This window comes from Rhizobium grahamii (assembly GCF_009498215.1).
Classification (GTDB): Bacteria; Pseudomonadota; Alphaproteobacteria; order Rhizobiales; family Rhizobiaceae; genus Rhizobium; species Rhizobium grahamii_A.
This window is the reverse complement of the sequence record NZ_CP043499.1, coordinates 1,676,488-1,699,880: the sequence shown is the minus strand read 5'-3', so window position 1 is coordinate 1,699,880 and position 23,393 is coordinate 1,676,488. Positions and strand designations below refer to the sequence as shown.

The 23,393-nt window shown below is 60.3% G+C and carries 21 protein-coding genes and 1 pseudogene; 14 read left to right on the top strand and 8 right to left on the bottom strand.

What is annotated here, in order from left to right; genetic code table 11:
* Positions 1 to 133: 133 nt before the first annotated feature.
* Positions 134 to 1,167, bottom strand: a pseudogene (locus FZ934_RS26510) (LacI family DNA-binding transcriptional regulator).
* Positions 1,168 to 1,309: 142 nt separating this feature from the next.
* Between FZ934_RS26510 and FZ934_RS26505 the strand changes: the two are divergent.
* The 7 genes from FZ934_RS26505 to FZ934_RS26475 all read left to right on the top strand — a co-directional run bounded on the left by FZ934_RS26505 (position 1,310) and on the right by FZ934_RS26475 (position 7,735).
* Positions 1,310 to 2,395 (top strand): fatty acid desaturase family protein, encoded by a 1,086-nt coding sequence (locus FZ934_RS26505; protein WP_432443647.1) that lies wholly within the window; start codon positions 1,310 to 1,312, stop codon positions 2,393 to 2,395.
* A 24-nt stretch (positions 2,396 to 2,419) separates the two neighbouring features.
* Positions 2,420 to 2,734, top strand: a complete 315-nt coding sequence (locus tag FZ934_RS26500) for a MocE family 2Fe-2S type ferredoxin (protein ID WP_153273754.1) — start codon at positions 2,420 to 2,422, stop codon at positions 2,732 to 2,734.
* A gap of 9 nt (positions 2,735 to 2,743) precedes the next feature.
* Positions 2,744 to 3,970, top strand: a complete 1,227-nt coding sequence (locus FZ934_RS26495) for an NAD(P)/FAD-dependent oxidoreductase (RefSeq protein WP_153273753.1) — start codon at positions 2,744 to 2,746, stop codon at positions 3,968 to 3,970.
* Between the two features lie 26 nt (positions 3,971 to 3,996).
* Positions 3,997 to 4,815, top strand: coding sequence for a 3-methyl-2-oxobutanoate hydroxymethyltransferase (locus FZ934_RS26490; protein WP_153273752.1), 819 nt, complete (start codon positions 3,997 to 3,999; stop codon positions 4,813 to 4,815).
* Positions 4,816 to 4,840: 25 nt separating this feature from the next.
* A complete protein-coding gene (gene purU, locus FZ934_RS26485; RefSeq protein ID WP_153273751.1) occupies positions 4,841 to 5,725 on the top strand; it encodes a formyltetrahydrofolate deformylase in 885 nt (294 codons plus the stop codon).
* A gap of 73 nt (positions 5,726 to 5,798) precedes the next feature.
* Positions 5,799 to 6,635: a TIM barrel protein gene (locus FZ934_RS26480; RefSeq protein WP_246737959.1), complete on the top strand. Its 837-nt coding sequence runs from the start codon at positions 5,799 to 5,801 to the stop codon at positions 6,633 to 6,635.
* A 206-nt stretch (positions 6,636 to 6,841) separates the two neighbouring features.
* The gene (locus FZ934_RS26475; RefSeq protein WP_153273750.1) at positions 6,842 to 7,735 is read left to right on the top strand and encodes a helix-turn-helix domain-containing protein; all 894 of its coding nucleotides are present in this window, start codon (positions 6,842 to 6,844) and stop codon (positions 7,733 to 7,735) included.
* Between the two features lie 48 nt (positions 7,736 to 7,783).
* Here FZ934_RS26475 and FZ934_RS26470 read toward each other — a convergent pair whose 3' ends face one another.
* The gene (locus tag FZ934_RS26470) at positions 7,784 to 9,919 is read right to left on the bottom strand and encodes a TonB-dependent siderophore receptor (RefSeq protein ID WP_153273749.1); all 2,136 of its coding nucleotides are present in this window, start codon (positions 9,917 to 9,919) and stop codon (positions 7,784 to 7,786) included.
* 318 nt (positions 9,920 to 10,237) lie between these two features.
* Between FZ934_RS26470 and FZ934_RS26465 the strand changes: the two genes are divergently transcribed.
* The 7 genes from FZ934_RS26465 to FZ934_RS28335 all read left to right on the top strand — a co-directional run bounded on the left by FZ934_RS26465 (position 10,238) and on the right by FZ934_RS28335 (position 17,336).
* Complete coding sequence (locus FZ934_RS26465) at positions 10,238 to 11,245, top strand: iron-siderophore ABC transporter substrate-binding protein (RefSeq protein WP_153273748.1); 1,008 nt, start codon at positions 10,238 to 10,240, stop codon at positions 11,243 to 11,245.
* The gene (locus FZ934_RS26460) at positions 11,242 to 12,285 is read left to right on the top strand and encodes a FecCD family ABC transporter permease (RefSeq protein ID WP_194273837.1); all 1,044 of its coding nucleotides are present in this window, start codon (positions 11,242 to 11,244) and stop codon (positions 12,283 to 12,285) included. Before FZ934_RS26465 ends, FZ934_RS26460 begins: the two co-directional genes overlap by 4 nt.
* Complete coding sequence (locus FZ934_RS26455) at positions 12,282 to 13,316, top strand: FecCD family ABC transporter permease (protein ID WP_153273746.1); 1,035 nt, start codon at positions 12,282 to 12,284, stop codon at positions 13,314 to 13,316. The genes FZ934_RS26460 and FZ934_RS26455 overlap by 4 nt, the downstream gene beginning before the upstream one ends.
* On the top strand, positions 13,313 to 14,155 hold the full coding sequence (locus FZ934_RS26450; RefSeq protein ID WP_153273745.1) for an ABC transporter ATP-binding protein: 843 nt from the start codon (positions 13,313 to 13,315) through the stop codon (positions 14,153 to 14,155). The genes FZ934_RS26455 and FZ934_RS26450 overlap by 4 nt, the downstream gene beginning before the upstream one ends.
* On the top strand, positions 14,152 to 15,222 hold the full coding sequence (locus FZ934_RS26445; protein WP_153273744.1) for a DUF2218 domain-containing protein: 1,071 nt from the start codon (positions 14,152 to 14,154) through the stop codon (positions 15,220 to 15,222). The genes FZ934_RS26450 and FZ934_RS26445 overlap by 4 nt, the downstream gene beginning before the upstream one ends.
* A gap of 117 nt (positions 15,223 to 15,339) precedes the next feature.
* Positions 15,340 to 16,866 (top strand): N,N-dimethylformamidase beta subunit family domain-containing protein, encoded by a 1,527-nt coding sequence (locus tag FZ934_RS26440; protein WP_246737958.1) that lies wholly within the window; start codon positions 15,340 to 15,342, stop codon positions 16,864 to 16,866.
* Between the two features lie 17 nt (positions 16,867 to 16,883).
* A complete protein-coding gene (locus FZ934_RS28335) occupies positions 16,884 to 17,336 on the top strand; it encodes a N,N-dimethylformamidase beta subunit family domain-containing protein (protein WP_246737957.1) in 453 nt (150 codons plus the stop codon).
* 49 nt (positions 17,337 to 17,385) lie between these two features.
* Here FZ934_RS28335 and FZ934_RS26435 read toward each other — a convergent pair whose 3' ends face one another.
* The 6 genes from FZ934_RS26435 to FZ934_RS26410 all read right to left on the bottom strand — a co-directional run bounded on the left by FZ934_RS26435 (position 17,386) and on the right by FZ934_RS26410 (position 23,391).
* Complete coding sequence (locus tag FZ934_RS26435) at positions 17,386 to 18,168, bottom strand: ABC transporter ATP-binding protein (RefSeq protein WP_153273743.1); 783 nt, start codon at positions 18,166 to 18,168, stop codon at positions 17,386 to 17,388.
* A gap of 1 nt (position 18,169) precedes the next feature.
* Positions 18,170 to 19,030: an ABC transporter permease gene (locus FZ934_RS26430; RefSeq protein WP_153273742.1), complete on the bottom strand. Its 861-nt coding sequence runs from the start codon at positions 19,028 to 19,030 to the stop codon at positions 18,170 to 18,172.
* Between the two features lie 25 nt (positions 19,031 to 19,055).
* A complete protein-coding gene (locus FZ934_RS26425; RefSeq protein ID WP_153273741.1) occupies positions 19,056 to 20,069 on the bottom strand; it encodes an ABC transporter substrate-binding protein in 1,014 nt (337 codons plus the stop codon).
* Positions 20,070 to 20,245: 176 nt separating this feature from the next.
* Entirely contained in the window at positions 20,246 to 21,571 is a 1,326-nt protein-coding gene (locus FZ934_RS26420; protein ID WP_153273740.1) for a hypothetical protein, read from the bottom strand.
* A gap of 40 nt (positions 21,572 to 21,611) precedes the next feature.
* Positions 21,612 to 22,343 carry a histidine utilization repressor gene (hutC, locus tag FZ934_RS26415; protein ID WP_153273739.1) on the bottom strand — a complete coding sequence of 244 codons (732 nt, stop codon included), beginning with the start codon at positions 22,341 to 22,343 and terminating at the stop codon, positions 21,612 to 21,614.
* 34 nt (positions 22,344 to 22,377) lie between these two features.
* Complete coding sequence (locus FZ934_RS26410) at positions 22,378 to 23,391, bottom strand: zinc-dependent alcohol dehydrogenase (protein ID WP_153273738.1); 1,014 nt, start codon at positions 23,389 to 23,391, stop codon at positions 22,378 to 22,380.
* Between the last annotated feature and the right edge of the window lie 2 nt (positions 23,392 to 23,393).

The window sequence follows — 23,393 nt, the reverse complement described above, 5'->3', positions numbered from 1 at the left end:
ACCGGGGAAATGTGATGGGGTGCGCGTCTTTTACGGCAGCTGCGATGTCGCGAACAGGCCAGAAATCGTCGTTCTGGTACGGTTGCCGTCATTATTGTCGCGGCCTCCGATGGAAGAGGCTTTTCACCGGATCTCAGACGCTTTCCGAGACATGAATGTTGAACGGCAGTAACGTCTCGCCGGAAATCTGCTCCGTAGGCTCGAGAACCGAAGTGACCATCAGCTCGACCAATTCGGTGCAGAGCGGTCCGACCGGTGTCCCCACGACCATGGTCACGATATCGTCCGTAAGGGCCGTGCGAGACTCCGGTGTCAGTTCGTTGACGACGATCGCCAGCTTTCCAGCCATGCCCTCTTCGCGAAGGGCGGTGATGGCTCCCTCCATGCCGCCACCCGAGACGTAGAAACCCACCAGATCGGGATGTTGCTTCAGCAGATTGATCGTCGCCTCGTGGGTGATCTCGACCGTCTCCAGATTGATGACGGTCTCTACGAGCTCGAACTGCGGGGCATTCTCGCGAAAAAAGGACCGGAAGCCGATCTCGCGAAGCTCGTGGCCATGATACCGATGGCTGCCAACGAAGCAGGCGACCTTGCCGCCGCTGCGGTTGGCGGTTCGCGAGATGAACCAGGCCGCTGTCCGGCCGACCTTGCTGTTGTTCAGGCCGATGTACCCGCGCCGAACGCCCCAGCGAGATCCGACAATAGCGAAAATACCGGAATCCCTCGCTCGCGAAGTTCTGCCACGGCCGCGGCGACGACGGGGTAGTCGGGGCCAACCATCGCGATTGCCTGGTTGCGATTTGCGAGAACGTGCAACTTCTCCACAATCGCCGCCGGCGTCGCAGATGCCGCGAATTCGATCTGCGGGATGATCTTCGCGTCGGCATTGCCTGCAGAGGCGGCCTCGATCTCCTTGGAGAGCGACTGATAAAAAGATTGGTTGGGGCGCTGCAACAGAAACCCAAGGCGGCAGTTTGGGCGATCCTGAAACACGCGCTGCTTGAGCAATGAAACCGCATGGTATCCAAGCGATTCGGCGGCCTCGTAGACGCGCCGAGCCGTCTCCTCCCTCACCGCATGGCGGCCATTCAGCACGCGATCGACGGTCGCCACACTCACTCCCGAAACGTCCGCCAGATCGCGAATTGTTGGTCGCCGTGCCATGGGTCGCCTTTGCAAGAATTACATCATCGCGGCACTCGCCGGATGATAGGATTTGATACAATCCATCAAGGCTGCATTGTGGCTCTAGCAAAGTCAACTTAATCTCCTCGCATGACCAGTAGGTCGGGAGGAGATAATGGTGGTGGCTAGCACAGCAAAGCGTGACTACAGCCTGCTTGGCGAGAGTGGTCGCAGAGCCGTGGAGACGGGTCTCGCGGCCGCGGATTGGTATCACACCGATGTCTCGCGCAAGGAGATGAAGGCCTTGATGCAGCGCTCGGATGCGCCTGCGATCAGGGACACCATCATCTGGCTGGGTAGCATGGTCGTCTTCGGCGGCCTAGGCGCCTACTTCTGGGGCTCCTGGATCTGTGTGCCCTTCTTCCTTGCATATGGCGTGCTCTACGGCTCAGCCTCGGACAGCCGTTGGCATGAGTGCGGCCATGGAACAGCTTTCAAGACCCGCTGGATGAACGATGCGGTTTACCAGATCGCTTGTTTCATGATCATGCGCAATCCGGTCACCTGGCGCTGGAGCCACACGCGTCACCACACGGACACCGTCATTGTCGGTCGTGACCCGGAGATCGCGGTCATGCGGCCGCCGGACCTTTTGCGCCTCGTCCTGAATTTCGTCGGTTTTCTCGATGTCTATCACGCGCTGATCGATATGCTCCGCAACGCCTTCGGCGTGCTCAGCGCTGCCGAAAAGACATTCGTGCCTGAAATGGAGCAGGGGAAGGTCATTGTCGTCGCCCGCATATGGCTTGCCATCTACGTTGCAACGGCCGTGCTTGCCTATGCTCTCGGCTCTTTCTTGCCGTTCATGCTGATTGGCTTGCCGAGAATCTACGGTGCCTGGCACCATGTTCTCACCGGCCTGCTGCAGCATGGTGGGCTTGCTGACAACGTGATCGATCACCGGCTGAACAGCCGCACGGTCTACATGAACCCCGTCAGCCGCTTCATCTATTGGAACATGAACTATCATGTGGAGCATCACATGTTCCCGATGGTGCCGTATCACGCTCTGCCGAGGTTGCACGCCATGATCAAGCATGATCTGCCGGCGCCCAATCCTTCCATGTGGTCGGGATACCGGGAAATGATACCCGCCTTCCTGCGCCAGCTTCGCTACGAGGACTATTTTCTCAAGCGCGAACTGCCGGCAACGGCAAGACCCTATCGCGAAGAGCTTCACGCCGAACTGGCGCCTGCAGCACAATAATCAGATCTAGCTCGGGAGGAAAACATGAGCGGAAACTGGATCGAAGTCTGTGCAACCGATGATATCGACGAGGAGGACGTCATTCGGTTTGATCACGGTGGCAAGACCTTCGCGGTCTATCGCAGCCCGGACAACCAATTCTTCGCCACCGATGGTCTGTGCACGCACGAGCGCATCCATCTGGCCGACGGCCTTGTCATGGACGATATCATCGAATGTCCGAAGCACAATGGGCGTTTCAGCTACAAGACCGGCGAGGCGAAGGGCGCGCCTGTTTGCGTCGATCTGAAAACATATCCTGTCAAAGTCGAAGGCGGCGCCGTTTTCATCGCGGTGTAGGAGGACGCCATGTCTCACTTCGTCATTATCGGAGCCGGCGAATGCGGCGCGCGCGCTGCCTTCGCGCTTCGGGAAAAGGGCTTCAAGGGCAAGGTGACGCTTGTCGGCGCGGAGCCCTTCGCGCCATACGAACGTCCGCCGCTCTCGAAGTCCAGCCTGTCGGAATTGCTGGAGCCGAAGTTCGTTGCTGCGAAGGAAAAATACGAGCAATCAGGCATCGATCTGCTGACCGGCATGGATGCGGTCGCCATCGATCTTGAAAGGAAGTCGGTCTCCCTCTCGAGGGGGCAGGAGATTGCATACGACAAACTTCTGATCGCGACGGGTGCCAGCGCCCGCCGCTTGCCCGGGATGCCTGTTCAAAGCCGTCATATCATGTCCCTCCGGACGCACCATGATGCACTCGCCATCCGTCGTTACCTCGAGCCAGGCAAGCACGTCCTCATCATCGGCGGTGGGTTTATCGGCCTGGAGGTCGCGGCAACGGCCAGATCGCTCGGAGCTCAGGCGACCCTCATCGAGGGGCTCGAGCGGGTACTGAAGCGGGGCGTGCCGCACGAGATTGCGGAAGTTATTTCTGCGCGTCATGCGTTGGAAGGCGTTGATCTTAGATGCGGCGTTGCTATCGCCAGGGTCGAGGAGAGCGACACGGGCGTCACTGTCGAACTGGCAACCGGCGAGATCCTGGATGCCGACCTGGTCTTGGTTGGCATCGGTGCGTCGCCTAATACCGACCTCGCGGAACGCTCGGGCCTCGCCATCGAAAATGGCATCGCTGTCGATCAGTTCCTGCAGACATCGGCGGTCGATGTCTATGCGGCGGGGGACTGCTGCTCGTTTCCGCTGGCGCTCTACGATGGCCGCAGGATACGGCTGGAATCCTGGCGCAACGCCCAGGAGCAAGGCACCCTCGCGGCAGCAAACATGATGGGTATCGGCGAGCCGATCTCGTCCGTGCCGTGGTTCTGGTCGGATCAATACGATCTGACGCTTCAGATCGCGGGTCTGGCCGAGGGCGCGGTAACGCATTTGCGTCGGGAGATCGGCGAGGGCTCGTTCATGGTATTTCACCTCGACGCAGACGGCAGATTGCTTGCCGCAAGCGGTGTTGGCCCTGGCAATTCCGTCGCTCGCGACATCAGGCTCGCCGAGATGTTGATCGCCGCCCGGGCCTGCCCGGATCCCGCTGCGCTGGTTGCGCCTGATGTCAAGCTCAAGTCTCTCCTGGCGGCCTAGCTGTTGCCCACTCTGAGGATTCGAATATGAAGAAGCCGAACCGGCCCACCGTGGCCGATCTCCTTGCCATGAAGGCGAAACGTCAGCTCAGCATGCTGCGTGTGACGACCCTTGAAGAAGCCGAAGCCGCCGAGGCGGCCGGGATCGATCTCATCTCGGTGCCGTTCGAACTGATCTATGACCCTCAGTTCCGCGACGCCGCGCCCGGTCGCTTCACGATCCCGGGCGGCGAATACGGACAGATCGGCGCGACGACCGACGAGATTTTACGTTCGGCCGTGAAGCTGCGTGCAGCCTCCGCCGACGCTATCTACTGCGCTGCCGGGTTGCCGACGATCAGGCGTTTGCGGGAGGAGTATATTCCGGTCTGCGGACATACTGGGCTCATCCCATCGCATGCAACCTGGACCGGCGGTTTCAAGGCCGTCGGAAAGACGGCTGAGATGGCCGAATATGTTCTGCGGCAGGTCAAGGACCTCGAGGCTGCCGGAGCTTTCAGCGCTGAGATCGAAGTAGTCCCCGCGGAAGTGGCGACCGCAATTTCCGAACGGACTTCCATGCTGCTGCTGTCGATGGGGGCAGGCGCCGGTTGCGATGCGCAGTATCTTTTTGCCGATGACGTGCTTGGTATGAACCGCGGCCATTATCCACGGCACGCGAAGGTCTATCGCAATCTCGCCGCCGAGTTCGATCGCATTCAGCGCGAGCGGACGGCCGCCTTCGCGGAGTTTGCTGATGACGTCAGGAGCGGAGCCTATCCGGAAGCCCGCCACACCGTCGCGATCGACGAACAGGAATTCGCAAAATTCCTCGATGGTCTCGACAGACAGCGGAATCTAGCGTGAGACTGCGGGGAGGGAGCCCCACACCATGAATAAATACGTTCTAACCGTTACCTGCCCATCGACGCGCGGGATTGTTGCGGCGATTTCGAACTATCTGTCCGACCAGGGCTGCAACATCACCGATTCCTCGCAGTTCGACGATCTGAGCACCGGCAGGTTCTTCACCCGCGTCAGCTTCATCTCCGAAGAAGGCGTGGCGCTGCCGGCACTGAAGGAAGGCTTCGTGCCTGTGGCGGAAAAGTTCGGCATGGATGCGGAGATCTACGACGGCGACCAGCGCATGAAGGTGCTGCTGATGGTCTCGCGCTTCGGCCACTGCCTGAATGACCTGCTCTATCGCTGGAAGATCGGCGCGCTGCCGATCGAGATCGTCGGCGTCGTCTCCAATCACTTCGATTACCAGAAGGTGGTCGTCAATCACGACATTCCCTTCCACCACATCAAGGTGACGAAGGAAAACAAGCCGCAGGCGGAAGCGCAGCTGCTCGATCTCGTCGAGCAGACGGGAACGGAACTGGTGGTTCTTGCCCGCTACATGCAGGTTCTGTCGGATGCGATGTGCCGCAAGATGTCCGGCCGGATCATCAACATCCACCACTCCTTCCTGCCGAGCTTCAAGGGCGCCAACCCCTACAAGCAGGCCTACGAGCGCGGCGTGAAGCTGATTGGCGCGACGGCCCACTATGTCACCGCCGACCTCGACGAGGGCCCGATCATCGAACAGGACACGGCCCGCATCACGCATGCGCAGAGCGCCGACGACTATGTCTCGATCGGCCGCGATGTCGAAAGCCAGGTACTGGCACGCGCCATCCATGCCCATATCCACCGCCGCTCCTTCCTGAACGGCAACCGCACCGTCGTCTTCCCGGCAAGCCCGGGAAGCTATGCATCCGAGCGCATGGGGTGATCAGTGGCTTCGGCCGCCGTCCCCGGAACAGACAATTGCGATAACAGCCTTCCATATGATTGGAGAACCAGACGTGAGTGAACAGATCAAATTCGCGCTCAACCACATCACCGCTCCGGCCCTCGACAGCCGGCAGTTCGTGGACCTTGCGGCGAGGCTCGGATGCATGGGTGTCGAACTTCGAAACGACCTTGCTGACAAGGAACTGACCAGCCGTGCGTTCTTTGACGGAGCCCGGCCGGCCGACGTAGGCAAGTACGCGCGCGAAAAGGGTATTCGGTTGCTTGGATTATCCGAAGTTTATGGCTTCAATCGTTGGTCTGAAGCCATGCGGGAGAAAGTCGAACTGCTGATCTCGCAGGCAAAGGAAAGTGGGGCGGAAACCATCAGCCTCATTCCGAGCAATGATGGCGTAGATGAACCGACAGAACAGCGCCTCGCCGGCCTTCGCAACGCTCTTGCAGCGATCCTGCCAATGTTGGAAGAGCAAGACCTGGTGGGGCTCGTGGAGCCTCTGGGCTTCACCACCTCATCGCTCCGGCTGAAGCGAGAGGCGGTCGATGCGTTCGAGGCAGTCGGGGGCAAAGACCGCTTTCGTCTCGTCCACGATACCTTTCATCACCATCTCGCCGATGAGACGGAGTTTTTCCCCCAGTGGACCGGCATCGTTCATATCTCGGGTGTCGTCGACGCCAGCCTGAGACCGGAAGACATGCAGGACAAGCACCGCATTCTGGTGACCGAGGCCGACCGGCTGGGAAATGTTGAGCAGATCAAGCACCTGAATACCGTCGGCTATCAGGGCGCCTACTCCTTTGAACTGTTCTCTCCCTTGGTCCACGCCGATCCGAATATCGAGATCGGCCTCCGCACAAGCATGGATGTCATCAAAGCCGCGCTCAGGAACTGAGACCACGCGCAGATGCGCTTTCCTCTGACCGGCCCCAGGCGGACGCATCCGGGACCGACTTGCCAATGTCGAAAAACATGATATTTGAAGTCATGTTATGTTCGATGCTTCCGCTCGAACGAAATCTCGACAGAGAACGACCGTGATCGTTGCTCTCCACTGCCGATTTGCTCGCATGCGCGAGTTGGCAAGGATGGATCGGTAGAGTGAAGTTTTGGCATTCCATGAAGTGGCGCACCGAAGGCATCCGGGTGGTGGCGCCTGTCAAGTGGCGCCAGTTCGATGGTCTCGTCAGCGCCTATTGGGAAGCGGAGAGCCAGGCCGGTGCTACGGGCTACTACCTGGCGGATGATCCGCGTATCATGGTGTTCTTCAGCGATGTCTCGTCGCAGGTTCGAATATCCAACCGCAACGGTGATTTTCTCCAGCACCATCGCCCGATGATGCGGGCGGTTTATGTTCCGCCGGGTGTCCCCATGTGGACGACAAGCAGCGCGACACACCGCTTCTCGCATCTCAATCTGCATCTGCATAAGGACAAGCTGCTCAAATATCTCGCCCCGGCCGTGGGCGCCTCCGCGGCGTTGACGGCGCTGCGCCGATCCGTCGAAATTCAGGATACAGGCGCTATCGAGACACTGGCTCGCCTCGTTGTCGATGAGGTCTCGAAGCCTTCGAAGCACGAGATCTACGGTGAGAGCCTTGTCGGCAGCATCGTTGCGGGCCTGCTGGATCTTTCCGAGACGGGCTCCGAGCAGGCGAACGGAAGGCTCACTCAGGCGCAGATGAACAAGCTGACGGCTCGTTTCGATGGGTTGACCGATCGCCGCTTCACCGTCGCCGAGATGGCCGAGACGGTTGGACTTTCCGAAAGCTGGTTCTCCAATGTCTTCAGGCAGACGACCGGCAAGACGCCGCTGCAATGGCAGTTGGGGAAACGCATCGAGCACGCCAAGACGCTGCTGCTCGAAAGCGAATTGTCCGTGGCAGACGTCGCCGCGCAGCTGGGCTTCTCCGATCAGGCGCATCTTACCAAGGTCTTCCGCCAGATCGCCGGCGACACGCCAGCCGCCTGGCGGCGTCTGCAGCAGACGCGCTAACCGCTGGCCGTCCGCCCACCCGGAACAGAGAGTGGGCGGGTCGTCCGTTTACCAAGTCTGGCGAAGCGTTGCGTAGATTGCCCGGCCGGGATTGTAGAAATCCGCTCCGAAGCCGCCGTATGCCACGTGCTTCTCGTCGAACAGATTGCTGACATTCAGCTGGAATGTGGTGTTTTCCTGGATCTTGTAGTTGAAGGATGCGTCGAACACGACGTTGCCTTTCGACTTCGAGGTGTTGGCGTCGCTCATGTAATACGAGCCGGTATAGCGGCTGCCGAGCCCGAAGGTCATGTCTCCCCGCGGTCCGTTGCCTTCCAACGTGTAGGTGACCCAGGCAGATGCAAAGTGGGTCGGCACCAGAGCGAGTCGATTGCCCTCGTTGCCGCCTGTTCCATTCTCGACGATCTTCGAGTCGATATAGGAATAAGCAGCAATGACGTTGACGTTGTTCGTGACCTCCGCCTTGGCTTCAAGGTCGATACCGCGATTGCGGACCTTTCCAACGGTTGACTGCAGCAGCGTCGTGGAATCCGTGACGGTGATGTTCTCCTTCGTCAGGTCGTAGACGGCGGCGCTGAAGATTGCCGGGAAGTCCGTAGGCGCATACTTGACGCCGATTTCGTATTGCTTGCCTGTCTCGGGTGCTGTGCCGATCTGCGGTGGGGCTGCGGACTCCGCGTAGCTCGCATAGGCGGAAAACTCGTCGGTGAGCTTGTAGGTGAGGCCGAAGCGCTTGGTGAACTCGCTGAAATCGCCGGACTTCGAGGTGTTGTTGAGCTTGTTTGCCTCGTCGAGATCCAGCCAATCGTTTCGCAGGCCGACAGTCGCGATCAGCTTGTCGAAGAACGTCAGCTCTTCCTGCAGATAGATCGCCTTCGTCTTCTGATCGTTTCGCGTATTGGCATAGATCGGTACGGACGTCGGAGCGCCCGTATAGACCGGGTTCGTCCAATCGATTCCCGGCGCGCCGCCCCAATAGCTGGCGCTGTCCTTGGTATAGTCGTTGTACTCAAGGCCGAGCAGTGTGCGGTTGTCGATGTCCTCGAAACTCGCATCATACTGCAGGTGTGCATCGACGATGAACTGCTCGTCCGAACTGTCGTTGGCGAAGTAGGCGCGATCCGCGATCGTCGATCCGTTCGTTGGCGTCGCCGAGATATAGGCGTAACCGAAGTTCGACCGCGACTTGCTGTAGCGTGCGTTCGCATTGAAGGTCAGACCTTCGCCGAAATCACGGTCGAACAGGATATTGATGGCATTGCGGTTTATGTCGCGGTAGTTGAAGTCGGGTTCGCCGAAGAACCGGCTTCTGGAGAAATTCGACCCGACAGGCTGGCCGCCGCTACCGGGCACGCCGTCGCGATCGAGATGGTCGAAGATGACAGACAGATTGGTGTCGCCGCTCGGACGCCAGGTCACGCCTCCCATGATGAAATTCTCATCGTTCTGGGAGTAATCGTACTCGTCGTCGGATCTCTGGAACTTACCGGTGATGCGATAGGACAGCGTGTCGTCGGCGGTGACGTTGTCGCCGAAGTCAAAGCCGGTCTCGCCGTGGCTATAAGAACCGCCCGTCGCATAGACCTCGCCGAAGCGTTCGCTCTTAGGACGCTTGGTCACGTAGTTCACCGATCCGCCCGGATCTGAAGCGCCAAAGCCTGCCGAGTTTGCACCCTTGAGGACCTCGACACGCTCGTAGGCGTATGGCTCCTCGCGCAGGCCGCCGAACGGGCTGCCGATGAGCAGACCATCACGGTACATGTTGGCGTCGAAGCCGCGGATCTTGAAATAGTCGAAGCGGTCGTCCGACCCATAAAAATCGGTCGTGACGCCAGAGGTGTACTGCAGGACCTGCTCTACGTTCTGCGCGCCGCGCTCCTCGATTTCCTTGGAGGTGATGACGGAGACGGAAGCGGGGATATCAAGAATGTCGGTGGCCATCGCGCCGCCGGCGGTCGTCTTCTTGGCGACGATCGATTTTGAATCGTTTTCCAGGTCGAGACCAATACCAACACCTTGAAGGACAATAGGCGAGAGCGCCGTATCGGAACCCGAGGTGTCGGTGTCCTCGCCATACGAGAACGTCGGCATGGAAGCGATGAGTGCCGTGCAACCAAGAAGGACCATCTTGCGAGAGCGGCGAGGGCTTGCCGTCAGGCGACCGGCTTTTCTTTCAATGTGCATATTCAAGTTCCAAAAATCCTATGGTCACAACTAGCCTTGGCAACCGCGCGTCAGCGTCTTGGGATCGGACAACGAGGAGGCGCTGCGCCGAAAACCCGAGCTTGATTGCTCGTTCCGTATTCGTCGCGCGTTCGTCCTCTTACGAGCCCGAATGGCCATTAACTGGAGAATGATTGTCCAGTATTGTAACTTTCTCCATTTTTGTAGGAACCGACGGGAAACTGACCTCGCTTTTCAACAAGCGCTGGGCAGGCTGTTGACGCGATCGCCTGAACCTGAGACTGGAAGTCCACTTAAATGGCAGGCGGAGTTGACGCAATGCATCGGTTGAACCATCTCGCGCGATTGGTCGCGATATGCACCTGGCTACTCGCCCCTGTTTACGCGTGGGCGGACGGTGCGACGTCCTATCCTGTCGTTATCAAGCACGCGTTCGGAACGACCGTCATCGCCAAGAAACCCGAGCGAGTCGCGACGGTGGCCTGGGCCAACCATGAAGTGCCGCTGGCGCTCGGGATCGTGCCTGTGGGCTTTGCTTCAGCGAATTTCGGCGACGACGACGGCGATGGTCTCCTGCCATGGGTCGCGGATCGCCTGAAAGAGCTCCACGCCGACAAGCCCGTGCTTTTCGACGAAGGGGACGGGATCGACTTCGAGGCGGTGGCAGCCACTCACCCCGATGTCATTCTGGCCGCCTATTCCGGTCTCAGCCAGTCGGACTACGACACGCTGAGCCAGATCGCTCCGGTTGTTGCCTATCCTGAAGCGCCATGGTCCACCGATTGGCGCGAGATGATCCGCCTCGACAGCGCCGGAATGGGCATGGCCGCCGAGGGAGAAGCGCTCATCAAGAAGATCGAGGGCGAGATTGCCCAGACAGTGGCGAGCTATCCGGAATTGCACGGCAAGTCCGCGATGTTCCTGACACATCTCAACGCCAGCGATCTGAGCACCGTCAATTTCTATACGACGAATGACACGCGCGTGAAATTCTTCGCCGATCTCGGACTTACCTCTCCGAAGAGCATTGTTGCTGCGTCGGCACCCGGGAAGTTCGCAGGTTCTATCAGCGCGGAGCGCATCGATACCTTCGATGATGTCGATATCGTCGTGACCTATGGAAATGAACAGCTGCTCGAGGCGCTCGAGAAAAATCCGCTGATGGCCAGGATGCCGGCTATCGGCAAGGGTGCGCTTGTCACGCTTGGTCCCAATCCTGTCGGCACGGCCGCCAACCCGACGCCGCTGTCGATCTCCTGGGTCCTGAAGGACTACGTGGCCTTGCTTGCGGATGCGGCAAGAAAGTCTCCAAGCAAATCTCAATGATCAGTCGTGACAGAAAGACGTCCCGCAAGGCGGGCCTTGTCGGGCGGAGCAACCCGGCTCGCGGCTTCTGGCTGCTAGGCTTGATCGCGTTGCTTGCTTGCCTGTGCGCAGTTTCAGTCACTGTCGGTACACGCGACGTGAGCTGGCCTGATATCGGCTCGGCACTGAGCGGTCATGTCGACAACATTGGCCAGGCCGCGGTTGCGGTGCGAATTCCACGGACGCTGCTTGCCATTCTTGCAGGTGCGGCGCTGGGGCTCGCGGGAGCGATCATGCAGGGCGTGACCCGCAATCCGCTTGCCGATCCCGGAATTCTGGGCGTCAACATGGGCGCGTCGCTCGCCGTGGTCGTTGGCGTCGCCTGGTTCGGTATAACCTCTGCCGAAGCCTATATCTGGTCGGCGATTCTAGGCGCCGGCTGCGCCGCCGTCTTCGTTTACACGATCGGATCCTTGGGACGTGGCGGCGCGACGCCGTTGAAGCTTGCGCTCTCGGGAACGGCGACATCCGTGGCCTTCGCGTCGATGGTTATCGCTGTCGTGCTGCCACGCAACGATATTGCCGGCGGTATCCGCTCCTGGCAGATCGGAGGCGTGGGCGGGGCGACCTTCGAGCGGATCATGCCTGTCCTTCCGTTTCTCGCCGTGGGCTTCGCCATCAGCCTCCTGTCGGCCCGGAAGTTGAATTCGCTGGCCCTAGGCGATGAGCTGGCCGCGGGGCTCGGTGAAAACGTGGCGCTAGCGCGGGCGGTCGCATCGCTCGGCGCCATTCTTCTCTGCGGCGCGACCACCGCCGTCTGTGGCCCGATCGCCTTTCTCGGTCTTGTGGTGCCGCATCTATGCCGGTTGCTTGTCGGTGTCGACCACCGCTGGCTCCTGCCGTTCTCGGCGATCGGGGGCGCCGGTCTGTTGCTTGCCGCCGATATCGTCGGGCGGATCGTTGCGAGGCCTGCCGAACTCGACGTCGGCATCGTGACGGCCCTTCTCGGCGCTCCTGTCTTCATTGCCATCGTCAGGCGACAGAGGGTGCGCGAGCTATGATGGTCTCATCTCTCGAGCGCATCGTCGAGAACCGCCGCATCCGCAGGCGCAGGCACTCCGCCGTTGTCGTCGTGCTGGCATCGCTCGTCGTTGCGGTTTTCGCGCTGACTTTGTCGCTCGGACAATCCTTTACGCCGCTACAAGATGTCATCCGGGTGCTGCTCGGTGAAAACGTGGCCGGTGCATCCTTTACCGTCGGCCAGCTTCGATTGCCGCGCGCGGTCCTTTCCGTGCTTGCCGGCGCGAGCTTCGGGCTCGGGGGCGTGGCGTTCCAGATCATGCTGCGCAACCCGCTCGCCAGCCCCGATATCGTCGGCATCAGCTCGGGTGCGAGTGCCGCAGCCGTGTTTGCGATCGTCGTCCTGTCGCTGAAGGGACCGGCGGTCTCCGTCATCGCGGTGGCTGCCGGGCTTGGCGTTGCCCTCCTCGTCTATGGTTTGTCGTTTCGAAACGGTGTCGCCGGCACCCGTCTTATTCTCGTCGGCATCGGCGTTTCGGCGATGCTGGAAAGCGTCATCGCCTACATTCTTTCGCAGGCACCGGCATGGACCTTGCAGGAGGCGATGCGCTGGTTGACCGGCAGCGTGAACGGCGCTCAACTTTCCCAAGCTGCACCGCTGGTCCTGTCGCTGTTCGTCTTCGGCGGGTTCCTGCTGAGCCGCGCGCGCGATCTGGAAGCGCTGCGTCTTGGAGACGATACGGCGGCGGCGCTTGGGGTGGGAGTTTCGCGCACACGGATCCTCATCATCGTCTCCGCGGTCGGGATGATTGCGTCGGCGACGGCGGTCACAGGTCCGATTGCCTTTGTGGCCTTTCTCTCTGGCCCGATAGCGGCGCGCCTCATCAAGAACAGCGGCTCGCTGCTGGTTCCCGCTGCACTCGTCGGCGCGGTTCTCGCGCTCGGTGGCGACTATGTCGGGCAGTTCCTCCTGCCGAGCCGTTATCCCGTCGGCGTCGTGACGGGCGCTCTCGGCGCTCCTTACCTGATTTTCCTGATCGTCCGCGTCAACAGGAGCGGAGGCTCGCTATGACAGTTCATTCCCTCGTCGCCACCGGCCTGTCGGCAGGTTATGGCGAGACCGAGATCCTGCAGATGCTCGATTTCGCCGTTCCGCCCGGAAAGGTGACGGCGATCGTCGGCGCCAATGCCTGCGGCAAATCCACATTGCTGCGGACCATGTCGAGGCTGCTCGCGCCGCGCCAGGGGCAGGTCCTGCTTGACGGCAAGTCGATCCATCGCACGCCGTCGCGGGAGCTTGCACGTATATTGGGCCTTCTGCCGCAGTCGCCCATCGCGCCCGAGGGGATCACCGTCGCCGATCTCGTCGGCCGGGGAAGACACCCGCATCAGGGGCTCTTCTCGCGCTGGACGCGAAAGGACGACGAAGCCGTCGATGCAGCGCTGACGGCGACCAAGACGTCCGAGTTGGCGGAGAGGCCTGTCGACGAGCTCTCCGGCGGGCAACGCCAGCGCGTGTGGATCGCCATGGCCCTTGCGCAGCAGACGGAGCTTCTGCTGCTGGATGAGCCAACGACCTTCCTCGATATCAGCCATCAGGTCGAAGTGCTGGATCTGCTGACCGATCTCAATCATTCGCGCGGCACAACCATCGTCATGGTGCTGCACGACCTCAATCTTGCGGCGCGCTACTGCGATCACCTTGTGGCGATGGCGGGAGGTCGCGTGCATGTATCCGGCGCTCCGCAACAGGTTCTGACAGTCGAGAACGTACGCGACGTTTTCGGCCTTGAGAGCCGCATCATCATCGATCCGACCTCGGGCAGACCGATCATGCTTCCGATCGGCCGTCACCGGATGGTGGAACCTAAGACTGACTTGCAGCTCGCCACCCAGGAGGAAAACCCGTGACCACTGCTCATGACTACAATCTGTCCGGCGTAGCAGTTCCCGTGGACCCGCATAGTCTGCTTGACGAGATCTGCGAGCACTTCGTGGAGCATGCCGAGGTAGAGCGAAGCGAACACCTGGCCTTCCTGAAGAGCAAGATCGGCAACGCCACGATCCGCGTTGATGATGGCAAGCTGCTGATCGATCTCAGTTGCCCCACGGAACAGGCGCTGCAGATGAGCCAGACCATGCTCGCGGAGCATCTCTTCTACTTTGCGGGCGAAGAGCCTCTCGAGCTCAGCTGGGCGAAGTCCGCAGCCTTGAAAGTGTTGCCGAACCTTCACGAGGCAGTGGTCGTCGGCGCGGAAGACGTGACGCTGCACATGCGTCGTGTGAAATTCGCCTGCAGCGACATCCGCCCGTTTCTCGGCGGCGACATGCATGTGCGCGTGCTCGTGCCGCCGAACGGCAGGCAACCCATCTGGCCCGGACTTCGCGCCGACGGTCGTGTGGCGTGGCCGCAGGGCGACGACGAGCTTCTGGTACGCGTCTACACAATCCGTGCCGTTGACGCCGAGAAGCGGGAGCTCTGGATCGATTTCCTGCAGCACCCGCTCGCGGGCGTGAAGACACCCGGAGCGGACTTCGCGCGCGACGCGCGGGTGGGGCAAAAAGTTGCCCTGCTTGGACCGGGCGGCGGCGGATTCCCCGTGGCACGGTCCATCCTGCTTGCCGGCGACGAAAGCGCGCTCCCGGCCATCGCGCGAATTGCGGAGGAAGCGCCAGCGGGCACAAGGCTGCAGGCGATTATCGAAGTCTCCGATGCAGCGGAAGAGCAGCCGCTTGTCTCTGCTGCTTCGCTCGACGTCCATTGGCTGCACCGCTGCGACTATTCCGACAGCGCAAGGTCAACGCTCCTCGAGACGACCAAGGAAGCGATCGCATCGATTGAAGATGGCACCTTTGTCTGGTTTGCCGCGGAGAAGGACGACGTCCGAGCGACCCGAGCCTTCCTGAAGGGACGCGGCCATGACAGGAAAAACATGTACGTAGCGTGGTATTGGGAGCGTGGCGCCAGCCAGGCGTGACGGCGCTTTTCGGAAACGGGTCCGTCTTTCCGCCAATCGAATTGCGCTTCCGTTGTCATTCGGCAGCAGGCACGCTAACCTGGAACAAGCGAGGCGATCGAGCGCGGGAGAGACTGAGTGCGTCGGACATTGAACCATACGGCGATGCCGGCGGTGGGCTTTATCGAGCCCTGGAGCGTCCGCGCCGGCGAGGCCACCCGCGCTTTCGTTTCGTGCTCCGATCCCGAGGCGCGTGTCTCCATTCAAACGCTTGACCTCGATGACGCCGAGATCGCCGAATGGTCCGTTTCGAGAGCGAACGACCGCTTCGGCGTGAGAGATTTCGATATCGGATCATGGGTCGAGATTCCTGTTTCCGAAGCGGCGGTTGAAATCCGTCTCGACGTCGAAATTCTCTTTACGCTGAACAGCGTGACCAAGCCGGTTGTTTGCTGGAACGGTTTCGCGCTTACGCTCGACGCTAGCGGAGACTTGCGGGCCAACGGCGAATTGCTGGCTCAGGCCGATAACGAGTGTTGGTACCGGCTGCACCTCGCCGCTCGGGCCAGCCGCGTCTTATGCCGCCTTACGCGCTGCGACGGAATTCCAGTCGCTGAGACCGTGATCCCGGCGGGCGGGCCGTCCGAGACGATCTATCTTGGTGCCGAGCCCAGCCAGCGGGATCAGACCCTCAATGCCCGGATCGGCAGAATCGTGCTCGATAGGGATACCCGGAAATCCGAGTGGCGGTTTCAGGCGCATGCCCCATCTGAAAGATTGATGCCAATCGACGGCGGCGACGACCGGCTTACAATTCGAAACGCTCCGACATTCGCAGTGGCATCGCCACGGTTCACCGGCGAGGTCCACGACCCAAGATTGGCACCGGATCACTTCGATGCAATTCATCTCCATGATGACGACTTTGGCGGGTTCGATTGGGAAGCGGATCTGGCGATCTCGGTACCCGAGGATGCGAGGTCAGGAGTATATGCGCTTGTGATCGAGACGATCGACGGCGTCGAGAAGCTTCCCTTCTTCGTGCGCTCCAGCCGGCCTGCCTCTTCCGTCGCCTTCCTGCTGCCGACCGCCACCTATCTCGCCTACGCAGACGAGCAGTTGCCTCCAGAGAAGTATCCCTGGCACGGCACTGACCGGTCGCACCGGTTCGCGACTGATAACAACTTCCTGAGCCTCTACGACGTCCATGCCGACCTGAGCGGTGTCAGCCTGACAAGCAGCCGTCGCCCGCGCACCACGCTCCGGGACGATTATCATTACCCGTTGTCGAACTCGCCACACCTTCTCTCGGTGGATCTACAGTTTCTGAAGTTCTGCCACAGGCACGAAATTGCCGTTGGCGTGCTGACGGACCATGATCTGCACGAGGAGGGTGCCGCCAGTCTTGCATCCTATGATCTGATCCTGACGGGCAGCCATCCCGAATACTGGTCGGCCCCGATGATGGCCGGTTTGAAGGATTACCTTCGCGGCGGCGGGAATTTCTCCTACCTCGGCGGCAACGGCTTCTACTGGGTCGTCGCGATCCAGGGGCACAGGATGGAGTTGCGCCGCGGCAAGAACGACATCTGGACAGGTCGGCCGGGCGAAACTCATCTGGCGATGACGGGCGAGCCGGCGGGAACTGGGAAGATCGCGGCCTAAATCACCCGCAAGCCCTGGTGGGTGTCACCTATGTCATCATGGGTTTCGGCCAGTCTCGACCCTATCGACGGCTGAGCGGCAGCTACGGCGGAGAGTATGCCTGGCTGTTCGATGGTGTGACATCGGATCAGTTCGGCGGCGAGGGCACGGTGCTCGGTGGTGCTGCGGGATATGAAATCGACGCCGTCATCAAGTCGCAGATTACGCCGAAAAACCTGGTCCGACTTGCGGTGGCCAACGGCTTTGACGATGGCTTCCAGGTGAGGCCAGATTTGTGGATCGTCGAAGGCGATAGCGAGAGAGCGGCGCTGCGCAGGGCTGACATGACAGCCTATCGCCACGAAGGCGGCGGCATTGTCGTGTCGATGAGTTCGGTTGCATGGATCGGCGCGCTGCCGGGCGCCGGACATGACAATGATGTCGGACGCATCATGCGCAATCTCATAGGACGATTTCAGAGCCGGTCGTGACTGCACGGAAACTCAATAGCCATCGGCGCCAGTGGCGCCGATGGCAAACTCAATGCTCGTTCTCTCCCTGCGAGCCCGCCCTGATGGCGTTCAGCACCTCTTTCTGCAACGCCAGGAATTCCGGCGTCGAGATCATGTCCTGATTGCGCGGTCGTGCGAGCCCGACATGGAATGTCGAATTGATGCGGCCGGGATTGATGCTCATCGCGATGATACGATCCGAGAGATAAACGGCCTCCTCGACGTCGTGCGTCACGAAGAGAACCGTCAGTCGATGCTCTTCCCAGATTTGCGTCAGCAGTTCCTGCATCTGGTGTCGCGTCAAGGCGTCGAGCGCGCCGAACGGTTCATCCATGAGCAGCATCTTAGGCCGATACGACAAGGCGCGGGCGATCGCGACGCGCTGCTTCATGCCGCCCGAAAGCTGCGACGGGAAGCTGTCGGCAAAGCGATCGAGCTTGACCAGATTGATATGGTGACGGGCGACGTCCCTACATTCCGCAGCGGACAACCCGGCCGCCTGCAGGGCGAACTCGACGTTCTGCTGCGCCGTCAGCCACGGAAGAAGGGTGTAGGACTGGAAGACCACGCCGCGGTCGAGCCCGGGGCCGACGATCGGTGCGCCGTCGGTCAGCAAGACCCCGTTGTCGAACCCCTGCAGGCCTGCGACGATCGACAGGAGTGTGCTCTTTCCGCAGCCCGAGGCCCCGACGAGAGAAACGAACTCGTTGTCGGCAAGTTCAAGGCTGACGTCACTCAGCGCATGGACCGGGCCTTTCCTGGAGCCGTACCACTTGTTGAGCGACTCGATCTTCAGCTTGGGTTGGCTCATCTCAATGTCTCGAAGCATAACGGAAGAAAACACGCTCGAGGGCCTTCATGGTCTGGTCGGTAATCAGGCCGAGTAGTCCGAGGAGCAGGATGTAACCGATGATCGTCTGCGTCTGGAAGTATCGCTGGGAGACGACGATACGGTATCCGAGGCCAGACGTGGCGGCGACGAGTTCGGCGAGAACCAGCCAGGTCCATGCCCAACCCAGGCTGATCCGCAGCGTATCCCATATTCCGGGCAATGCGGACGGCAGGACGATACGACGGAGGATCTTGGTTTCGGACATGCCGAGCGTTCGCCCGAGCCCCACGAAGTCGGTCGGGACGCGCTTGACGCTGTCCATGACCATCAGCACCTGCTGGAAGAATGTTCCGATCCAGATGATGACGAATTTTTGCAGGTCGCTTGTTCCGGCCCACAGAATGCTGAGAGGCACAAAGGCCACGACCGGCATGTAGCGAACGAAATCGACGAGGGGCTCGACAGCCGCTTCCCAAGTCTTGAAGCAGCCGATCATGATGCCGATCGGGATCGCCATGGCGGATGCAAGCAGAAATCCGACGAGCATGCGGTAAATGCTTATGCCGGCGTCGTTCCAGAGCGTTCCATCAAGCGCGAGCTCGACCATCTTGCTCCAGACCGCTCCGGGGCTTGGGAGAAAGATAGGCTTTACCCAGCCGGTCACGGTCGCCGCCCACCAGATGGCGAACAATAGCGCGAAGACGGCTATCGAGATCAGCAGGAACGAGCGACCACCGATGGGATCGCCGATGCGAAAGGCGCTCGGAGGCCTGCCGACTCCCGCGCGCTCCGGCGCGCGGGGTCGTTCACGCGTTGACGAGGATGGTGAAGAGCTGGACATTGCGCTTCCGTTGATCTCGCCGGGACTACTTGTTTGCCGCATCGACGAACGATGCATCGATTATGGCGTCTGCGGAAACGTCGACAGTGACCAGGCCGGCCTGCTTTGCGGCCTTCAGCACGTCGGCGAAAGTCTTTGTCTTGAAGTCGCCGGCGAATGCCTTCGCGGCTTCTGCGGAGGTGTAGTATTGGACGCCGTCGAAGGCGGTTTCCAGATCGGCCGGCGAGGCGCCGACAGCCTTGGAAATGATCTCGCGGTCTTCCTTGGTGTTCGCCTTGTAATCAGCCAGTGCCGCGTCCCATGCCTTGATCATCGCGACAACCTGGCCCGGCTTCGACTTCAGGACTTCCTCGCGAACGACGAATACATCCGAAACGAGACCCGGATCCTTTCCTGCTTCGAAGAGAAGCTGGATGGTCTTGTCCTGCGCCTGCGCGGTCGAAATGTAAGGCTCGTAGGTTACGGCAACAGGAACGCGTCCGGCGATCAGTGCCGTTCCCGCATCAGCTGCCGGCATCGGAACGCGAACGATGTCGTCGATCGTCATGCCGTTGCTCGAGAGTGCGTAGTTGAGCAGGATATCGCTTGTCGTGCCTTCCTCGAAGGCGACGTTCTTGCCCTTCAGGTCGGCAATGCTCTTGATGTCGCTGCCGGCGAGGATTGCATCGGCCTTCAGACTGAAGTCCAGCAGGGAGACAATCTTGACCGGGAGGCCCGCGGCAACCATGGCCATTGCGGTGTGCGTCGCGATGTTGGCGCCATCAAGCTGGCCGCTGGCAAGAGCTGCGTTGATATCCTTGTCTTCGGCAAAGTTCACAATCTCGACATCATCAAGATTGGCCTTCTTGAAAAGGTCCTTGCTGGCGGCAACGTGCCACTGGCCGTAACCGAGCCAGGGTTCGATCCCGATCTTGAACGTGCCCGGCTCCGGCTTGGCCGGAATCTCTGCGGCTTTCGCCGCGGTGCCTGCGAGAACGCCGACGACCGCGAAGGCGATCGCTGCGCGGGAAAGCTGCTTGCTGATAGATGTGTACTTCATTGGAACCCCTCTTTCGACAACGTCATTTGGTTGTACGGCTTGCGCCGTGTTCGTTGGCATCTATTCTTTTTCCTTGCACAAACATCAAGGTCGATAACCGGGACGTTTGTGCATGTCATGCGTTCCTCGGTCTGGAAAACTTTGCTCGGCCGTTCCTTTCATCGCCTTTCGTACATTCACGGCTGCAGATGCCGCGCGGAAGAAAATGATCTCTTAGCTTTCGGATCAATGCTCGCGAGGAAATGCGTTATGGCGTCCTCGCCCTTAATTGGATCCGAGCCGGTCATGACCGCAACCGAGAAGCCGATCAGCGATGAGGTCGGGTTATGGGTTGCGGCGCCCGCGCGCAAGTTCATCACGAGCGTCGGGCACAGGAATAGTCCGAGCCGGATCACCTGCCTCCAATCGGCCGGAAGCAGACCACGCTGTTTCAGCGCTGCCAGCAACGGCTTCCACATTGTCTCCGCCTTCGCTTGAAGAAGCGATTGACGCACCGGGCTCAGGCGCCAGTCGAAGTCGGCGAACAGCGTTCCGTTCTCATAGCGGGCGCTGGCGCTTGCCTTTTCCTGCAGGACAGCCGGCTCATAGAGCCAGTAGGGATGCGCGAGAATATTGTGAAACGTGGCCTTCACCTCGGCCAGCAGTGTGGGAATATGTTCACCCGCAAACGCCGGATCGAAAAAGGAGAGTGTGGCGTCCGTTCCGTCGCGCTCGTACCAGACATTTGCGTTGTGGGCGTCGCCGTGCGCCGTCACACCACCGGCATCCGCCAGGCGGGCCGGATCGACCCTTTCGTGGGCAAGGTCAAAAAGCTCGGCGATCGTATTTCTGTATTCCATTCCGTTGACGACAAAGCGCGCCTTTGAGAACTCCTCCCAGGAGAGCGTGACGCCAGGAAACGAAAACTCCTTACCAACATAAAAACTCGCTAAGCGGCCGCCGGGATAGGTCTCGGCCGGACCTGTCACCAGCCGATCATAGAAGAGCCGGTTGATCGGCTCCTTCACGACCTGATCAGTCGTTACCGGATGCAGTGTCTTGAGATAGACGGCAAGGACCTCTTCATTCAGCTTGCGCTCGGCATCCACGGCCCGCTTTGCCTCGTCATCGTCGTGCCGGTCGTCGATCGTTCGTAACACGTCTGAGAAACGCGGGTTCGTCCGGCGCTTGTAGACAAGGATCTGTTCACCCGGGAGGGTCGACATCATGGCAGGCTGGTCCACCGGGAGACCGGCCCGAGCCAGGATATCGGCGCGATAATACTCGCCGCTCATTTCTTCCTCATTCTCTTCCTGATGGAACTTGAAGAAGTAGGGCGCGTCACCGACTTCGAAGAAGCCGTTCAGCGAATTCAGGCTGTACTGATCGTGATTGATCACGAGATTGCGGACGTCGATCTGAAACAGGTCATGGAGCAACTCGACCAAAAGCGTTTCCGCGATGCCGTCGCGCTGTTTTGCATGATCTCGAATGACGGCGGTTCGGCTGGAACTCTGGCTCATGATGCTCTCGTGTTCTCGGTATTCTAGGCGTCAAAAACGGTTATCTGGCGGGCGGCAGATATCTGCTGCCAAGCGCGTAGCGGCTTCCGACATAGGTGAATGTGTTGACGGTGGCGACGGTCTGGCCTGTCCAGGTCTTTCGGTAGAGGACCAGGCAGCTGTCGTTTTCGCGGATGTGAAGAAGCTTTGCGTGCGTCTCGCTCGCCGGGATGGCGCTGATCAGATGCTCGACTTCGGTGAGCGGCGTGCTGTGTTGGAGATAGTCGTAGGTGGCAATCGACGTGAAATCCTGGTCGAGATAGCTCTTCACCAGCTCGGGATTTACGTAGCGCTCCTCCAATTGCACCGGCACATTGTTCTCGAAATGCACGACCAGCGAATGATCGACTGGCTGACGCGTCTTGAATTCGAAGGCGCGCAGCAGCGTCGGGTCCGGATGCTCGATACGCTCGAGCAACACAACCTCCGCCCGATGCCGGCTTCCGCGCGCCTTGATCTCGCTGATGATGTTGCTGATCTCGATCAAGGTCGATTGCGCCTTGGGAGGCGCAACGAAGGTACCGACGCCTTGCACGCGGCGAAGCAGCCCCTGCGCGGTCAACTCGCGAAGCGCGCGATGAACCGTCATTCGCGAGACGCCAAGCGAGGATACCAGATCGTGCTCGGACGGCAGCTTGGCATCCTGCGGCCAGTTACCGTTCCCGATATTATCGAGCACGAAATCCTTCACCTTCTCGTATAGCGGTGATGCCGTGTTTGAGAGGCCAGTCAAACGTGTCTCCATCTCTGTTGCAGCATGCGTGGTTTCAATCAGCGATACGAATGACGGTCTTCAGCTTGTCGCTTCGCCCTTCGATCAGCCGTCGGTAGGCGTCGGGTATCTCGTCCAGAGAGGCCAAAACCTCACCGAACTCGAGAAGGGCAAGCTGTAGCCGGGGCAGCAGGTCGATGGCGTCGGGAAGCTCGGCTTCGTAGGCATGGCAACCGATAAGAGCGATCTCGCGCTCGACCAGAATATTGGGGTCCAGGTTCAGCCGGCCGTGACTGATTCCGACGAGCGCCAGTGCACCACCGCCGTCAAGCAGATCCAGGCCCTGCTCGATCGCAGTAGTGTTGCCCGTTGCATCCACAGCGTAGCGAAGTCGGGTCCCGCTCAACGCATCCCGTACCGCGGTTTTGTCCAACGTGACCCTCGAGCCTCCGCAGATACGTGCGACCAGTTCGGCGCGGTTCGCGTTTCGGTCTGCAAACAGCAACTTGCCGTCATGAAGGTGTGACAGCAGCAAGCCGCAGAGACCGCCGATCGTGCCGCATCCAATCAGGATCACAGCGTCGCCCTTCGGTACGTTCAGACGCCTGACCGCATGCAGTGCAACGGCGAGCGGCTCGGCCATCGCGGCGACGGTCGGGTTGAGTGATGGCTCGTGCTTCAGAACCAGCCGTGCGGGCAGTTGCGCTTGCTCGGCAAAGCCGCCGTCGCATATCTCACCGACGAAGCCCAGGTTTTCGCAGATATTGCTATGGCCCGATCTGCAGGCTTCACATCGGCCACAATAGAAACGGGAATCGACCGCAACAAGATCGCCGACCGTCAGGCCGGCAACCTCGTCTCCGACCGCCGAGACGCGCCCGCAGAATTCATGGCCGGCGACGGAAGGCCGCCGGCTGATCCATTGGCCTGTCCGGAAATTGTGAAGGTCAGATCCGCAAATTCCCGCCGCGCGCACATCGATGGTGACATAGCCTGCCGGCGGGTGCGGAAGTGCCTCGACCTCCTCCACCCTGAGGTCCCCGGCGTCATAGAGGCGCACGGCTTTCATCG

What these genes read in the sequence shown, in the direction of transcription:
- FZ934_RS26500 (WP_153273754.1), top strand. Translation starts at nt 2,420, where the DNA reads ATGAGCGGAAACTGGATCGAAGTCTGTGCAACCGATGATATCGACGAG.
- FZ934_RS26495 (WP_153273753.1), top strand. Translation starts at nt 2,744, where the DNA reads ATGTCTCACTTCGTCATTATCGGAGCCGGCGAATGCGGCGCGCGCGCT.
- FZ934_RS26490 (WP_153273752.1), top strand. Translation starts at nt 3,997, where the DNA reads ATGAAGAAGCCGAACCGGCCCACCGTGGCCGATCTCCTTGCCATGAAG.
- purU (WP_153273751.1), top strand. Translation starts at nt 4,841, where the DNA reads ATGAATAAATACGTTCTAACCGTTACCTGCCCATCGACGCGCGGGATT.
- FZ934_RS26470 (WP_153273749.1), bottom strand. Translation starts at nt 9,919, where the DNA reads ATGCACATTGAAAGAAAAGCCGGTCGCCTGACGGCAAGCCCTCGCCGC.
- FZ934_RS26465 (WP_153273748.1), top strand. Translation starts at nt 10,238, where the DNA reads ATGCATCGGTTGAACCATCTCGCGCGATTGGTCGCGATATGCACCTGG.
- FZ934_RS26460 (WP_194273837.1), top strand. Translation starts at nt 11,242, where the DNA reads ATGATCAGTCGTGACAGAAAGACGTCCCGCAAGGCGGGCCTTGTCGGG.
- FZ934_RS26455 (WP_153273746.1), top strand. Translation starts at nt 12,282, where the DNA reads ATGATGGTCTCATCTCTCGAGCGCATCGTCGAGAACCGCCGCATCCGC.
- FZ934_RS26450 (WP_153273745.1), top strand. Translation starts at nt 13,313, where the DNA reads ATGACAGTTCATTCCCTCGTCGCCACCGGCCTGTCGGCAGGTTATGGC.
- FZ934_RS26435 (WP_153273743.1), bottom strand. Translation starts at nt 18,168, where the DNA reads ATGAGCCAACCCAAGCTGAAGATCGAGTCGCTCAACAAGTGGTACGGC.
- FZ934_RS26430 (WP_153273742.1), bottom strand. Translation starts at nt 19,030, where the DNA reads ATGTCCAGCTCTTCACCATCCTCGTCAACGCGTGAACGACCCCGCGCG.
- FZ934_RS26425 (WP_153273741.1), bottom strand. Translation starts at nt 20,069, where the DNA reads ATGAAGTACACATCTATCAGCAAGCAGCTTTCCCGCGCAGCGATCGCC.
- FZ934_RS26420 (WP_153273740.1), bottom strand. Translation starts at nt 21,571, where the DNA reads ATGAGCCAGAGTTCCAGCCGAACCGCCGTCATTCGAGATCATGCAAAA.
- FZ934_RS26410 (WP_153273738.1), bottom strand. Translation starts at nt 23,391, where the DNA reads ATGAAAGCCGTGCGCCTCTATGACGCCGGGGACCTCAGGGTGGAGGAG.